A 13,220-nucleotide genomic window follows, 5' to 3' on the forward strand; every position below is an offset into this window, starting at 1 on the left:
AAGGCGAAGTCTCAGCCGTGGCAAAACCGCCGAAACAAAACTCCCCGATCACCGAACACCTCGCTTATCTGCTCGCGCAAGCCAACCGGGAAATCAACCGGCAGCTCGAACTGCGGTTGAGCAAGGAGGGGGTTCCCGTCGAGCAATGGCGCATTTTGAAGGTGCTGTCGGACGGCAACGGCCATTCGATGGGCGAGCTCGCAGAGGCCGTGCTGCTCAACCATCCGACGCTGACCAAGATGATCGACCGCATGGTCTCGGACACACTGGTCTATCGCGTCCAGGATCCGAACGACCGCCGCAAGGTGCTGATGTTCATCTCCGACCGCGGCAAGGTGCTGTGCAAGAAGCTCAACTCGCTTGCGGTGGACCAGGAGGAGCACATCCTGGAGAGCTACGGCGACAAGTCGACCAGCGAGTTGAAGCGGCTGCTCGAGAGCCTAATCGACAGCTCGAATTAGGCTCGTCCTCGAGGCCAGGCTGAGATGAGCAGGCGCCGCATTTGCGTCATCGCCAGCACGAGAGGCGATAGCGTTGGCCGTTCCATGTCGTCCAGCCAGCGGCCTTGTTGCTGACCGGTTTGGCTAAATACCATTTATTGCCATCGGCATGGTTGAAATATAGGCCGCCCTTCGTTCCGCTGCGTGGATTTGTCAACTTCACCCATCGCGAGCCATTGTCTGAGAAGCTACCTGCCCAGCGTGCTCCCGAGCTGCTGGTGCAAGTGTCGCCGTCGCAGCTTGTCTGACTGTCGTCCACGGCGGCCCATTTCATCCGGGCCGGCCGGCCATCGATGTTGCAAGACCATGTTCCGCCCCACCATCCGGCGACCTGGCTCGCAGGGGCCGAACCGCAGGCGTAAAAGCTAAATGCAAGAAAACAAAAGGCAGTTGGCAGCGCACGTTTAGACATTGTCCGGGCTCCATTTTGTCGGGCCGCGTGATGCGTCTCAATCAGAACACGGATCGAGCTTTGCTGCGGTGATCCAGTTCACAAAGAACGGCAAAGATTGGGTGGTTTACCCGGCAGGTTCTCCGAGACACGATCCCGCGCTTTGCCCGAACGCCGTCAGCTGCGCGCGATGCTGGGCTTCACGCCTTTGCTCAGCCGCGCATTTGACGATGGCCGTGCCGAGCATTCATGTCCCCCACCGAAGTGTCTTGTCGTTGGAATGTCGCTTCGGCATCCTCGGCAGCTTGTCAGCGAGGCGCTGTGCAAGAAGCTCAACTCGCTCGCGGTGGATCAGGAGGAGCACATCCTGGAGAGCTACGGCGCCAAGTCGACCAGCGAGCTCAAGCGGCTGCGGGAGAGTTTGATCGACAGCTCGAATTCAGTCCTCGTGAGAGCTGCGCTTGCGTTTCGGAACTTGACAGCGCCGAGCCTCGGGAACCAAAAGCGGAACTTGACGTTGTCCTCGCCTCATCGGCCGTGGAGAGCGCGTCCGCCGAGCCGCTCTGATTGTTCAACCCAGCACGACGTAGCAGATGCCCCCTTCCGTGTTGATTGTCGAAGACGAGATTTTCGTCGCCAGCGACATCGCTCGCATTCTGGAAGACGCAGGCTATCGCGTCGCCGGGATAGCGACGGATCGCAAGGAGGCCTTGGAGGCGGGTCCACAGGCGCAAATTGCGCTGGTAGACGTCAACCTGAGGGACGGCTCGACCGGACCGCAGATCGCGCTGGACCTTGCGCGGAACTATGGCACCAAGATCGTGTACGTCACGGCAAATCCTGCGCAGATCCAGCCGAGGGCGGGCACTGCAATCGGCTTCATCCGCAAGCCTTTTAGTGATGAGGCGATCCTGACGGCGGTCCAGCACGCAGCGGGCGTGCCGGAAGCGCTGCGCTCTCCGGACGTCACGTTCTTTGCGGCTGCGGGCGGCTCATCGACGTCTTTGGAATCATAGCCACGGCCCGGAGCCCTTCCGGTCTCCAATCGTAGGCGATTTTCCCACCGAGCTGACTGGACATACTCAAGGCGATCAGCCTGGAGCCAAAGCCTTCAGCCGCCGGCGCCGACCTGATTTGCGGACCGCCAATTTCCGTCCACGCAACGACGACATCATCATCGGCCGCGTTCACGTCCACCGAGACGCGCCCGGCTAGCGTCGAGAATGCGCCGTACTTGGCGGCGTTGGTTGCAAGTTCGTGGAAGGACAGAGCGAGCGGGGTGGCGGAGCGATCGTCGATAGGGACATCATCGCCCGTGATGAGCACCCGCTTGGTCTCCGACTGATAGGCCGACAAGAGTTGCTCCAGAAGACCCTTGAGCGTTGCCTGGGTCGAAGTCGGCCGCGAGCGGGCGCTGTGCGGACGCACGAAATCATGCGCCTTGGCGAGCGACATGATGCGCGACCGCAACTCGTCCGCAAGTCCCTTGAGCTCCGGATGCGTACGGGTCGACAGGCCGATCAAACCATTGATCACCGAGAAGATGTTCTTGATGCGATGGCTCAGCTCCTGGCTGATCATCTCGCGCTGATCCATCAGCAGTTTCTGCTCGTGGATGTCGGTGCAGGTTCCGAACCAACGGGTGATGTTGCCGTCGGCATCCCGCATCGGCAATGCGCGTCCGAGGGTCCAGCGATAATTGCCCTCGGCATCCCTCAAACGGTACTCGATTTCGTAGGGCTCGCCGGTCCGCAACGCATGCCGCCACCGCTCCCAAGCTCTGTCTTGGTCCTCGGGATGAAACATGCCGTTCCAGCCCTCACCGTCGGTCGAGCCCTCCGGGACGCCCGTAAATTCATACCATCTGGCATTGTAGTAATCGTGATCACCGTTCGGCAGCGTCGACCACACCATCTGGGGCATGGTGTCGGCCAGTACACGAAACTTCTGCTCGGTTTCAGAAAGCGCCTGCTTCGCAACCGCCTCGCTGGCCTGCTGCCTCTTCGTGGTCTTGCGATGACCCATCGCACCCACAACCTGGCCGGCCATGACACGCAAGCCCTGCTCCTGCAACGGGGTCAGACCAAGCCTTGGCGCGCGATCGATGACGCAGAGCGAGCCGAGCGGAAAGCCGTCATCCGTCAGCAGCGGCGCACCGGCGTAAAAGCGGATGAAAGGATCGCCCGTGACCAAGGGATTGTCCGCGAACATCGGGTCCACGGCAGCATCGGGCACGACCATCAGATCCGATCCCAGCATGGCGTGCGCGCAGAAAGAAGATTCCCGCGGCGTCTCGGATACGTGAAGGCCGTGCTTGGCCACGAAGCGCTGCATCGTGTCCCCGACCACACTGATCAGACAGATCGGCGCCTCGCACAGCGCCGCAGTGAAGCGGGTTAATTCATCGAAGCTCGCTTCATCGGCAAGACCTTCGAGGTCGAGCGCCTCGATTATCTCGCTTCTGGATGGCGGAAGATCGTCTAAGGAACTCATGAACGGCCTTAACCCCGGCTCCAGCGCAGCCATCGTCGAGCAATATAGCTCGTCATATGGCCGCCTCCCCACGTTAAGCCGTCCCGACTTGCATTCCGATCGTCACACGGTCAGGCACCGGCGGACATCATTGTCCCGCCTTGAGGGCGAGCGCACACCCACAAGGTGATGACATCATAACAACAAATGTTAATCGGAGTTCCGGCCGGGTCCACAGCACCGACCGGGCCACCATTGAAACGCCAAGGCGAGCCGGCCGACTGTCCCCGGCTACGCATACCGCCCGTGGCAGTGCTTGTACTTCTTCCCCGAGCCGCACGGGCAATCCTCGTTGCGGCCGACCTTGCCCCAGCTGGCGGGGTTCTTGGGATCGCGCAGCGCGGCGTCGGAGGCCTGCGCTCCGAGCGTGACGCTCGCGAGCGCCATCTCGTCCTCACCGGTGTTGGGATCGAACTTGTGCGCCTCCATCGGCGGCAGGACGGGGGCTTCCTGCTCCGGCGGGACGATCTCGACCCGCATCAGCTGCGCCGTGACCGCCTCGCGCAAGTGAGCGCTCATCTCCTGGAAGAGATTGAAGGCCTCGGTCTTGTACTCCTGCAAGGGATCGCGCTGGCCGTAACCGCGCAGGCCAATGACCTGGCGCAGATGGTCGAGCATGATCAGATGCTCGCGCCAGAGATGGTCGAGGGTCTGGAGCAAAATGGTCTTCTCGACGTAACGCATCACGTCGGGGCCCCATTGCGCCACCTTGGCCGCCATGTGCTCGTCGGCCCTGGTCTCGATGCGGGAGAGCAGCTCCTCGTCGGCGATGCCCTCTTCCTTGGCCCATTCGTCGACCGGCAGGTCGAGATCGAGCACGCGCTTCAACTCGTCCTTCAGGCCTGCGACGTCCCACTGCTCGGCATAGGCATGCTCGGGCACGTGCTTGGCGACGAGGTCATCGATGAAGGCGTGGCGCATGTCGGCGACGGTTTCGGCGACGCTCTCGTCCTTCATCAGCTCGACGCGCTGGTCGAAGATCACCTTGCGCTGGTCGTTCTGCACGTTGTCGAACTTGAGCAGGTTCTTGCGGATGTCGAAGTTGCGCGCCTCGACCTTCTGCTGCGCCTTCTCGAGCGCCTTGTTGATCCAGGGATGGATGATGGCCTCGCCCTCTTGCAGGCCGAGACGCTGCAGCATGCTGTCGAGACGGTCCGAGCCGAAGATGCGCATCAGGTCGTCTTCCAGCGACAGGAAGAACTTCGAGCGGCCGGGGTCGCCCTGACGGCCGGAGCGGCCGCGCAGCTGGTTGTCGATGCGGCGGGATTCGTGACGCTCGGAGCCGATGATGTAGAGGCCGCCCGGCTTCTTCACGGTCTTGGCCGGCTTGGACCCCTTCGCCGGCTCGATCTCGACGGTCTCCTCGGCCTTCAGCACGATATTGCGGAAGGTCTCGATGTCGGCCTTGATCTGCTCGATCTTCCTGGCCTTCTCGGCTTCGTCGGTGATCCCGACGGTCTCCTGCTGGATGCGCATTTCCAGCGAGCCGCCGAGCTTGATGTCGGTACCGCGGCCGGCCATGTTGGTGGCGATCGTGATCGCACCGGGCACGCCGGCTTCGGCGACGATATAGGCTTCCTGCTCGTGGAAGCGCGCGTTCAGCACCGCGAACAGCTTCGCCGGCTTGCCGGCGCGGGCCGCCGCATAGAGCTTGTCGAGGGCGTGCTCCTTGCCGAAGTCGATCTGCTTGTAGCCGTTCTTCCTGAGGAATTCGGCGAGCACTTCCGACTTCTCGATCGAGGCCGTGCCGACCAGCACCGGCTGCAGCCGCGAATTGGCGCGCTCGATCTCGGCGAGGATCGCCTGGTATTTTTCCTGCTGGGTGCGGTAGACCTCGTCGTCCTCGTCGAGACGGGCAACCGACAGATTGGTCGGGATCTCCACGACCTCGAGCTTGTAGATGTCGAACAGCTCGTCCGCTTCGGTCGCGGCCGTGCCGGTCATGCCGGCCAGCTTCTCGTACATGCGGAAATAATTCTGGAAGGTGATCGAGGCCAGCGTTTGGTTCTCGGGCTGAACCTGGACGTGCTCCTTGGCCTCCAGCGCCTGATGCAGGCCTTCCGAATAACGGCGGCCCGGCATCATGCGTCCGGTGAACTCGTCGATGATGACGACCTCGTCGTCGCGGACGATGTAGTCCTTGTCGCGGGTGAACAGCGTGTGGGCGCGCAGCGCCTGGTTGATGTGGTGCACGACGGAGACGTTCTCGACGTCGTAGAGCGACTCGCCCTTGAGCTGGCCGGCATCGCGCAGCAGCGTCTCGATCTTCTCCATGCCGCCTTCGGTCAGCGTCACCGTGCGCTGCTTCTCGTCGACGTCGTAATCGGTCTTGTCGAGCTTGGGCAGGAAGCTGTCGATGGTGTTGTAGAAGTCGGAGCGGTCGTCGAGCGGGCCGGAGATGATCAGCGGCGTGCGCGCCTCGTCGATCAGGATGGAGTCGACCTCGTCGACGATGGCGAAGAAGTGCGGCCGCTGGACCATGTCCTCGAGCCGGTACTTCATGTTGTCGCGCAAATAGTCGAAGCCGTATTCGTTGTTGGTGCCGTAGGTGATGTCGCAGGCATAGGCCGCCTTGCGCTCGGCATCGTCGAGGCCGTGCACGATCACGCCGGTGGTCATGCCGAGGAAGCCGTAGATCTGGCCCATCCAGCCGGAGTCGCGGCGGGCGAGATAATCGTTGACGGTGACGACGTGGACGCCCTTGCCGGCGAGCGCGTTGAGGTAGACCGCGAGGGTGGCGACCAGCGTCTTGCCTTCGCCGGTCTTCATCTCGGCGATGTCGCCCTCGTGCAGCACCATGCCGCCGATCAGCTGGACGTCGAAATGGCGCTGGCCGAGGGTGCGCTTGGCGGCCTCGCGCACGGTGGCGAAGGCGGGCACCAGGAGATCGTCCAGCGTCTTGCCCTCGGCAAGCTGCTTCTTGAACTCGGCGGTGCGGGCCTTGAGCGCCTCGTCGGAAAGTTTGGAAACCTCGGGTTCCAGCGCGTTGATCGCGTTGACGCGGGACTGATATCCCTTCACCCGCCGGTCGTTGGCGGAGCCGAAAAACTTGCGGGCGAGCGCGCCGATCATGCCTAGTTCCTGTGTTCGCGATTTAACCGCGTTGGGCCCGAGAAAGTTGTCACCCGCCTGCCTATCAACTCACCGTGACGCCTGATGGCACCTTCGGCCCGGACTGCGGGGTCGTCCGCCATATGGGTGGGAATTGGGCAAGCCTGGGTTCAACGGCCAAAAACGCAGCAAAATAAACGCCATCGCCATGGTCGCGACCGGGCAGAGATATGGCCCGGTCGGGGCCTTGTCAACGGCGGGCGCATTGCGGCTAATTCATCATTTCGACAGACTTTTCGCGTTGCCAAGCCCCCCTGAATTGGGCAAGTGTCCGCCCCGCTCGAGCAGCCCCCTGCTTCAACATAAGGATTTTCCATGACCAGCTCGTTCCCGGTAACCACCGGCCAGCGTTTCCGCCTTGCGACCGCCCTGGCTGGCAGCCTTGCCCTGGCGCTGTCGCTGGCGTTCGCGGGCCCGCTCCGGGCCGCCGACGATCCGGTGCTGGCAAAGGTCAATGGCGCGGAAATCAGGAAGAGCGACGTCGCCATGGCCGAGGAGGAGCTCGGGCCGAGCCTCGCCCAGATGGACCCCGCGACCAAGGACGAGAACGTCCTGTCGTTCCTGATCGACATGAAGATCGTCAGCAAGGCTGCCGAGGACAAGAAGGTCGCCGACAGCGAGGAGTTCAAGAAGCGCCTGGCATTCGCCCGCAATCGGCTCTTGATGGACAGCCTGCTCGCCAATGAGGGCAAGGCCGCCACCACCCCCGACGCCATGAAGAAGGTCTACGAGGAGGCCTCCAAGCAGATCACCGGCGAGCAGGAGGTGCGCGCCCGCCACATCCTGGTCGAGACCGAGGACGAGGCCAAGGCGGTCAAGGCCGAGCTCGACAAGGGCGCCGATTTCGCCGAGCTGGCCAAGAAGAAGTCCAAGGATCCGGGGTCGGCCGATGGGGGCGACCTCGGCTTCTTCACCAAGGAGCAGATGGTGCCGGAATTCTCCACCGTCGCCTTCGCGCTGGAGCCGGGCAAGGTCTCCGACCCCGTGAAGTCGCAGTTCGGCTGGCACATCATCAAGGTCGAGGAAAAGCGCAACCGCAAGGCGCCGGACTTCGAGCAGGTCAAGGCGCAGATCGAGCAATATGTGACCCGCAAGGCCCAGGCCGAGTATGTCGCCAAGCTGCGCACCGAAGCCAAGGTCGAGCGGCTGGACCAGCCGGCGGCAGGCGCCAAGTCGGATGCCAAACCGGCCGACCCGGCCAAGCCGTCCGACAGCAAGATGGCGCCGCCAGCGAAGAAGTAAGAATTCGCTGTCACTTCGCGTACGCCGAGAGTATCTAACGTCGCAATGGCCGGGGATTCCCCGGCCATCTGCATGTCCAGACCCCAGCAAGGCGCTCCGCGATGTCCTCCTCCGTTTCCCCGCTCGCCCCAAAGACCGTCCCCGATATGCCCGTGATCGCGGGCGTCCGCCTGGCGACCGCCGAGGCCGGCATCCGTTACAAGAACCGCACCGACGTGCTGCTGGCGGTGATGGACAAGGGCACCGCGGTCGCCGGCGTCTTCACCAAATCGAAATGCCCCTCCGCGCCGGTGGAATGGTGCCGCGCCAAGCTGAAGGGTGGCGGATCTTCTAAAAAAGGATTGGCGCGCGCCCTCGTCGTCAATTCCGGCAATGCCAACGCCTTCACCGGCAAGACCGGCCGCGCCTCCACCGCGCTCACCGCCAGGATCGCGGCCAAGGCGGTCGGCTGCAGCGAGGGCGAGATCTTCCTGGCCTCGACCGGCGTGATCGGCGAGCCGCTTGATGCGACCAAGTTCGACGGCGTGCTCGGCCGGCTGGCCGAAACCGCGGCGCCCGGCGACTATCTCGCCGCGGCCAAGGCGATCATGACCACCGACACCTTCCCGAAAGTCGCGACCGCGACCGTCAAGCTCGGCAAAGCCAAGGTCACCATCAACGGCATGGCCAAGGGCGCCGGCATGATCGCTCCCGACATGGCGACGATGCTGTCCTTCATCTTCACCGACGCGCCGATCGCGCCTGCGGCGTTGCAGGCGCTGCTCAAGGCCGGCGTCGAGGACACCTTCAACGCGGTGACGATCGACGGCGACACCTCGACCTCGGACACGCTGCTGGCCTTCGCCACCGGCGCTGCCGCCGCGCACGGCGCACCAAAGATCAGCCGCGCCAGCGATCCGCGCCTGAAAGCCTTCGTCAAGGCCTTCAACCAGGTGCTCGCCAACCTCGCCGAGCAGGTCGCCCGCGACGGCGAAGGCGCGCGCAAGCTGGTCGAGATCATTGTCGAGGGCGCCAAGACCAAGGCCTCGGCGCGCCGAATCGCGATGTCGATCGCCAACTCGCCGCTGGTGAAGACCGCGATCGCCGGCGAGGACGCCAATTGGGGCCGCGTGGTGATGGCGGTGGGCAAGGCCGGCGAGCCGGCCGATCGCGACAAGCTCTCGATTTCGTTCAACGGCATCCGCGTCGCCAAGAGCGGCGCGCGCGATCCGTCTTATGACGAAGCGCAGGTGTCGGAGGCGATGAAGGCGCCGGAGATCGAAATTCTGGTCTCACTCGGCCTCGGCAAGGGCCGCGACCGCGTGCTGACTTGCGACCTCACCAAGGAATATGTGGCGATCAACGGGGACTACAGGTCGTAATTTCCGCTGCGACTCCCCGAGTCCGTCATCCTGAGGTACGAGTGGCGTGATGCCTGGCATCACGCCAGGAGCCTCGAAGGATGAACGGCCACGCGGCAGCAGCGCGGAAACAGGGCCGTCGCCCTTCGAGGGCCGCTAAGAAGCGGCCGCCTCAGGGTGACGGTGATTGATTGCCTCACCCCGAGATCCGGGCGTCCGCGACCGCTTTCTTGAACAGCGCGTTCATCGCGTCCGAGATGCCTTGGGTCGGGCTTACCTCGAAATACAGCCCTGGCGAAGCGCAGCTCTGCATGTTCTGCGCGATCTCGCTGTTCGGCGACGGGCCATAGGGGCCGGCATTGAACGGGTCGACCCATTTCATGTACCAGCTGTTGGTGGGCAGCGCGAGATAGGTCGTGTAGAGCACGGCCACCTTGACGCCCCGGTCCTTCATCGTCTTGCAGAGCGAGGCGTTGATCGGCGATTGGCACCGCGACGAGCCCGAAAGCGGCTTCAGGCAGCCCGTATTGCTTTCGTCGGCGACACCGTCGGAGACGAAAAAAAGATACTTCAGGGGCGCGTTGGATTTGCCGCTTCCGGGATTGGGAATTTCCTTGTCGATCGCCGGCAGGATGGTGCTGAACGGTGTGTCCTGATCCTTGGTATATTTGTCATTGTTGCCGTAGACGCCCATCAGGTCGATGTTGCCGGCCGCCGTCTTCGCGCTCGACAAGTTCGAGGACAACGGGAAAAGCGCACGCAAGCCGATCGTCTTTGAGTCCGCGCCGAAATCGTAGATCGCCATGCGAAACTGGTTCGAATAGGTCTGGCTCGCGGCAGCCGTGTCCATCAGCGATTGCGTCGCGCTGCGCAGCACGTCGATTCGGGTGGTCACGCCAATGCTCTTGGCCAGATTGTAGTAATTGTTGGAATCATTGTAGTCGTGGCAGGCGAAGGCACACTGGTCGTCTGGCTTGAAGCTGTTGCCGGTGGTCGCGTTGACCAGCTTGGTCACATCGGCCGGCGTCGCCGCCACGCCCATCGACGGCGAATTGTCCAGCAGCAGGTAGAAGTCGACATAGAGCGGCATGCTCGCCGTCGCCGTCGACGAACCGGTGACGCTCAACGCGGACTTGCCGATCACGCCGAGGAACATGGTGTTGATGGTGCCTTTGAACGTGACGGACGAGGTGACCGTCGAGCCGTTCTTGACCACTTTCGGCGTGACGCTGTCGAGCGTATAGCCGGTCAGGTTGGCGACGTTGGCATTGAAGATGTTCCTCGCGTCGGTTACGCCCGCCGGGATCGCACCGTCCGAGTTCATCGTGCCCGCCGCCTTGAAAGCCGGCGATGCCTTGGCGACCGCACCGACGCTGGCCGCGTCGGCGGCGGCTTGAAGCTTGGCCTGCATCTGCGTGGCGCGGGAATAATCGACCGCGCACCCAACCGCCGTGATCAGGGGGACGCAGGCGAGTGCGAAGATCACCGCGATATTGCCGCGCCGGTCGCGTAGGAATCGGCGGAGGGTGGTGCGAAGCACAGCGCGCATGAATTGGGCTCGGAATGGTTTAAATATGTTCCCACTCTAGGAACCGTTGATTAAATATGACTTATGGGAGCCGGACACTTGGCCTCCTCAACGGGATTAACGAATCCTTGCGAAAGACTCAGCGAGCGACATTCCGGCATGGCCGATCTCAAACTGACATTGGTGGTGGCCTGCGCCCTCGTGGATGCCGACAAGCGCGTCCTGATCGCGCAGCGCCCCGCGGGCAAGGCGCTGGCCGGCCTCTGGGAATTCCCCGGCGGCAAGTGTGAGCCGGGCGAGCGGCCGGAGCAGAGCCTGATCCGCGAGCTCTCCGAGGAGCTCGGTATCATTGTCGCCGAGCCGTGCCTCGCGCCGCTGACCTTCGCGAGCTACGCCTATGAGAGCTTCCACTTGCTGATGCCGCTCTACATCTGCCGGCGCTGGGAAGGGACCGTGACGGCACGCGAGGGCCAGGCCCTGGCCTGGGTCCGCGCCAACAAACTGCGCGATTACCCGATGCCGCCTGCGGACATTCCGCTGATCCCGCATTTGATCGATTTATTGATGTGACGGCTTGCCCCGGACGCAGCGCGAAGCGCTGCAGAGCCGGGGCCCAGAAGCCGCAGACTGGGTCCCGGCTCTGCGCAGCAGCGTAAGAACGCTGCAGCGCGTCCGGGACACATCACTCTTTCCCCGCCTTCTTCACCGCGTCCGCCAGGCTCGCCTTCGCCGATCCCGGCTTCAGCGGCTGCTGCTGGCTCGCATGCGGCGCCCAGCCGGAGAGCCAGATGATGTCGAACGTCGCCCGGATGCGGCCGTCGGCATCGGCAAAGCGCTCGGCGTAGATTTCGACCATCCGCAGCAGCGTCGCGCGCCGCGACGGCGAGCGTCGCCGCTCGATCATCACGTTGGCCGCACCCATGCGGCGGAGATCCTGCATCAGGGCGAACGCATTAGCGTAACGCACCACAACGCGATCGACGTCGGTGACCGGCAGCGCAAAGCCCGCCCGCTGCAACAGCGCGCCGATATCGCGCAAATCGGCGAACGGCGCCACGCGCGGCGACACGCCGCCCTCGCATTCGGCCTCGGCCGCGGCAAAGGCCTGGCGCAGTTCGGTCAGGCTGTCGCCGCCGATCATGGCGGCGAGCAGCAGCCCGTCCGGCTTCAGCGCGCGGCGGATCTGCGCGAGCACGCCCGGCAGGTCGTTGACGAATTGCAGCGCCAGCGCCGAGACGACGAGGTCGAGGCTTTCCGGGGAGATCGGCAGCTTCTCCGCGCCGGCCGCGTCGAGCGCGATGTGCCGGAGCGAGGGCAGGCGCGCGTGTAAACCCGCAAGCCCCTCGCCGGGCGTCCAGAGATCGGCTGGCGCGTGAAATTCCCGCATCACCGCAGCCAGCCGGTCCGACATGTCCTCGGCCACGCGATCGAGCAGGAAGCTCACGGCCCCCTGCGCCTGCGCACGCCGCTGCCGCGCATGCAGTAGAGCACGGTCGAACAAAGCGAGCGGGATTTGCGGGGTCGGCGCCATGCCGCTGGTTACGCCGATCATGCTGGACATTGCAATCTCCTCTCTCGTGTCCCGGACGCGCTGCAGCGTGCAACGCTGCTGCGCAGAGCCGGGACCCACGGATCTGTGCGCGCGGCTCTCTGGGCCCCGGCTCTGCAGCGCATCGCCGGAGGCGCTGCGCTGCGTCCGGGGCACGAGACCATGACTTGAGCAATCCGGGGGGCAACGCTAGCCTTCCCGCATGGAAGCCGACGCCGCCCCGACCCGCTCCATCGCCGCGCCCGTTCGTGCCGCGTGGGCGGCCGGCCGTCACGTGCTGTCGCGGGCAGCTCGGCTCGCGCTCGACATCGCGTTGCCGACGCTGTGCGTGTCCTGCCGCGAGCCGGTCGACGGCGAGGGCGTCTGCGCCGCGTGCTGGGCCCGGCTGTCGTTCATCGAGCGGCCCTATTGCCCGCGGCTCGGCATTCCCTTCGTCTATGATCCCGGCCCCGACATGCTGTCGATGGAGGCGATCGCGAGCCCGCCGGCCTACATGCGCGCCCGCGCCGCGGTGCGCTATGACGACGTCGCGCGCACACTGGTGCATGCGCTGAAATACCAAGACCGCACCGATCTGGCGCCCGCCATGGGGCGCTGGATGGCGCGGGCGGGTGGCGAGCTGCTGGCCGGCGCCGACATGCTGGTGCCGGTGCCCCTGCACTGGCGGCGGGCCTGGCGCCGCCGCTACAACCAGTCCGGGGCGCTTGCGCGCATCATCGCGCGGCAGAGCGGGGTGAAGGTGCAGGGCGACGTGCTGCGGCGGGTGCGCGCGACCGAGCAGCAGATCGGCCTGTCGCGGGCCCAGCGCTCCACCAATATGCAAGGCGCATTCCAGGTATCTTCCGACCGTCAGGCTGCGGTCCAGGGCCGCCGCATTGTCCTGATCGACGATGTCCTGACCTCGGGCGCAACGCTGGATGCCTGCGCGCGGGCCCTGCTGCGAGCCAAGGCCGCCCAGGTTGACGTGCTGGTCTTCGCCCGGGTTGTGGAGGTCAGGTAAAGTCCCATATAATTCAATGAATTCATG

11 protein-coding genes and 1 pseudogene are annotated in these 13,220 nt (G+C 64.2%); 7 read left to right on the forward strand and 5 right to left on the reverse strand.

The window, feature by feature from the left end; genetic code table 11:
• The first annotated feature begins 17 nt into the window (after positions 1–17).
• Positions 18–461: a MarR family winged helix-turn-helix transcriptional regulator gene (locus tag WI560_RS30525; RefSeq protein WP_257178725.1), complete on the forward strand. Its 444-nt coding sequence runs from the start codon at positions 18–20 to the stop codon at positions 459–461.
• Positions 462–507: 46 nt separating this feature from the next.
• On the opposite strand, the gene WI560_RS30530 is transcribed toward WI560_RS30525, so the two are convergent.
• Entirely contained in the window at positions 508–912 is a 405-nt protein-coding gene (locus WI560_RS30530) for a DUF6006 family protein (RefSeq protein WP_375306131.1), read from the reverse strand.
• A 292-nt stretch (positions 913–1,204) separates the two neighbouring features.
• Here WI560_RS30530 and WI560_RS30535 point away from each other — a divergent pair.
• Positions 1,205–1,330: pseudogene (locus WI560_RS30535) on the forward strand (MarR family transcriptional regulator); the annotation flags it as partial.
• A gap of 166 nt (positions 1,331–1,496) precedes the next feature.
• Positions 1,497–1,907: a response regulator gene (locus tag WI560_RS30540; protein ID WP_375306132.1), complete on the forward strand. Its 411-nt coding sequence runs from the start codon at positions 1,497–1,499 to the stop codon at positions 1,905–1,907.
• On the opposite strand, the gene WI560_RS30545 is transcribed toward WI560_RS30540, so the two are convergent.
• On the reverse strand, positions 1,858–3,417 hold the full coding sequence (locus WI560_RS30545) for a sensor histidine kinase (protein WP_375306133.1): 1,560 nt from the start codon (positions 3,415–3,417) through the stop codon (positions 1,858–1,860). The two genes, WI560_RS30540 and WI560_RS30545, sit on opposite strands and share 50 nt — an antisense overlap.
• A gap of 237 nt (positions 3,418–3,654) precedes the next feature.
• Positions 3,655–6,495 carry a preprotein translocase subunit SecA gene (secA, locus tag WI560_RS30550; RefSeq protein ID WP_375306134.1) on the reverse strand — a complete coding sequence of 947 codons (2,841 nt, stop codon included), beginning with the start codon at positions 6,493–6,495 and terminating at the stop codon, positions 3,655–3,657.
• 354 nt (positions 6,496–6,849) lie between these two features.
• On the opposite strand from secA, the gene WI560_RS30555 reads away from it, so the two are divergent.
• Positions 6,850–7,776: a peptidylprolyl isomerase gene (locus tag WI560_RS30555; protein WP_028139043.1), complete on the forward strand. Its 927-nt coding sequence runs from the start codon at positions 6,850–6,852 to the stop codon at positions 7,774–7,776.
• Between the two features lie 101 nt (positions 7,777–7,877).
• Positions 7,878–9,137: a bifunctional glutamate N-acetyltransferase/amino-acid acetyltransferase ArgJ gene (gene argJ / locus WI560_RS30560; RefSeq protein WP_375306135.1), complete on the forward strand. Its 1,260-nt coding sequence runs from the start codon at positions 7,878–7,880 to the stop codon at positions 9,135–9,137.
• A gap of 175 nt (positions 9,138–9,312) precedes the next feature.
• On the opposite strand, the gene WI560_RS30565 is transcribed toward argJ, so the two are convergent.
• Positions 9,313–10,665, reverse strand: a complete 1,353-nt coding sequence (locus WI560_RS30565; RefSeq protein WP_375306136.1) for a TadE/TadG family type IV pilus assembly protein — start codon at positions 10,663–10,665, stop codon at positions 9,313–9,315.
• Positions 10,666–10,803: 138 nt separating this feature from the next.
• Here WI560_RS30565 and WI560_RS30570 point away from each other — a divergent pair, with 138 nt between their 5' ends.
• Entirely contained in the window at positions 10,804–11,214 is a 411-nt protein-coding gene (locus WI560_RS30570; protein WP_375306137.1) for a (deoxy)nucleoside triphosphate pyrophosphohydrolase, read from the forward strand.
• Positions 11,215–11,326: 112 nt separating this feature from the next.
• Here WI560_RS30570 and WI560_RS30575 read toward each other — a convergent pair whose 3' ends face one another.
• Positions 11,327–12,196, reverse strand: coding sequence for a methyltransferase domain-containing protein (locus tag WI560_RS30575; protein ID WP_375308950.1), 870 nt, complete (start codon positions 12,194–12,196; stop codon positions 11,327–11,329).
• Positions 12,197–12,395: 199 nt separating this feature from the next.
• On the opposite strand from WI560_RS30575, the gene WI560_RS30580 reads away from it, so the two are divergent.
• A complete protein-coding gene (locus tag WI560_RS30580) occupies positions 12,396–13,193 on the forward strand; it encodes a ComF family protein (protein ID WP_375306138.1) in 798 nt (265 codons plus the stop codon).
• Positions 13,194–13,220 lie beyond the last annotated feature (27 nt).

Source organism: Bradyrhizobium sp. A11 (assembly GCF_042077125.1).
Classification (GTDB): domain Bacteria; phylum Pseudomonadota; class Alphaproteobacteria; order Rhizobiales; family Xanthobacteraceae; genus Bradyrhizobium; species Bradyrhizobium japonicum_B.

Excerpts from the sequence above, each read along its gene's own strand:
- WI560_RS30545 (WP_375306133.1), bottom strand. The coding sequence starts at position 3,417 with ATGGCTGCGCTGGAGCCGGGGTTAAGGCCGTTCATGAGTTCCTTAGAC.
- argJ (WP_375306135.1), top strand. The coding sequence starts at position 7,878 with ATGTCCTCCTCCGTTTCCCCGCTCGCCCCAAAGACCGTCCCCGATATG.
- WI560_RS30580 (WP_375306138.1), top strand. The coding sequence starts at position 12,396 with ATGGAAGCCGACGCCGCCCCGACCCGCTCCATCGCCGCGCCCGTTCGT.
- WI560_RS30565 (WP_375306136.1), bottom strand. The coding sequence starts at position 10,665 with ATGCGCGCTGTGCTTCGCACCACCCTCCGCCGATTCCTACGCGACCGG.
- WI560_RS30570 (WP_375306137.1), top strand. The coding sequence starts at position 10,804 with ATGGCCGATCTCAAACTGACATTGGTGGTGGCCTGCGCCCTCGTGGAT.
- WI560_RS30575 (WP_375308950.1), bottom strand. The coding sequence starts at position 12,196 with ATGATCGGCGTAACCAGCGGCATGGCGCCGACCCCGCAAATCCCGCTC.
- secA (WP_375306134.1), bottom strand. The coding sequence starts at position 6,495 with ATGATCGGCGCGCTCGCCCGCAAGTTTTTCGGCTCCGCCAACGACCGG.
- WI560_RS30555 (WP_028139043.1), top strand. The coding sequence starts at position 6,850 with ATGACCAGCTCGTTCCCGGTAACCACCGGCCAGCGTTTCCGCCTTGCG.
- WI560_RS30530 (WP_375306131.1), bottom strand. The coding sequence starts at position 912 with ATGTCTAAACGTGCGCTGCCAACTGCCTTTTGTTTTCTTGCATTTAGC.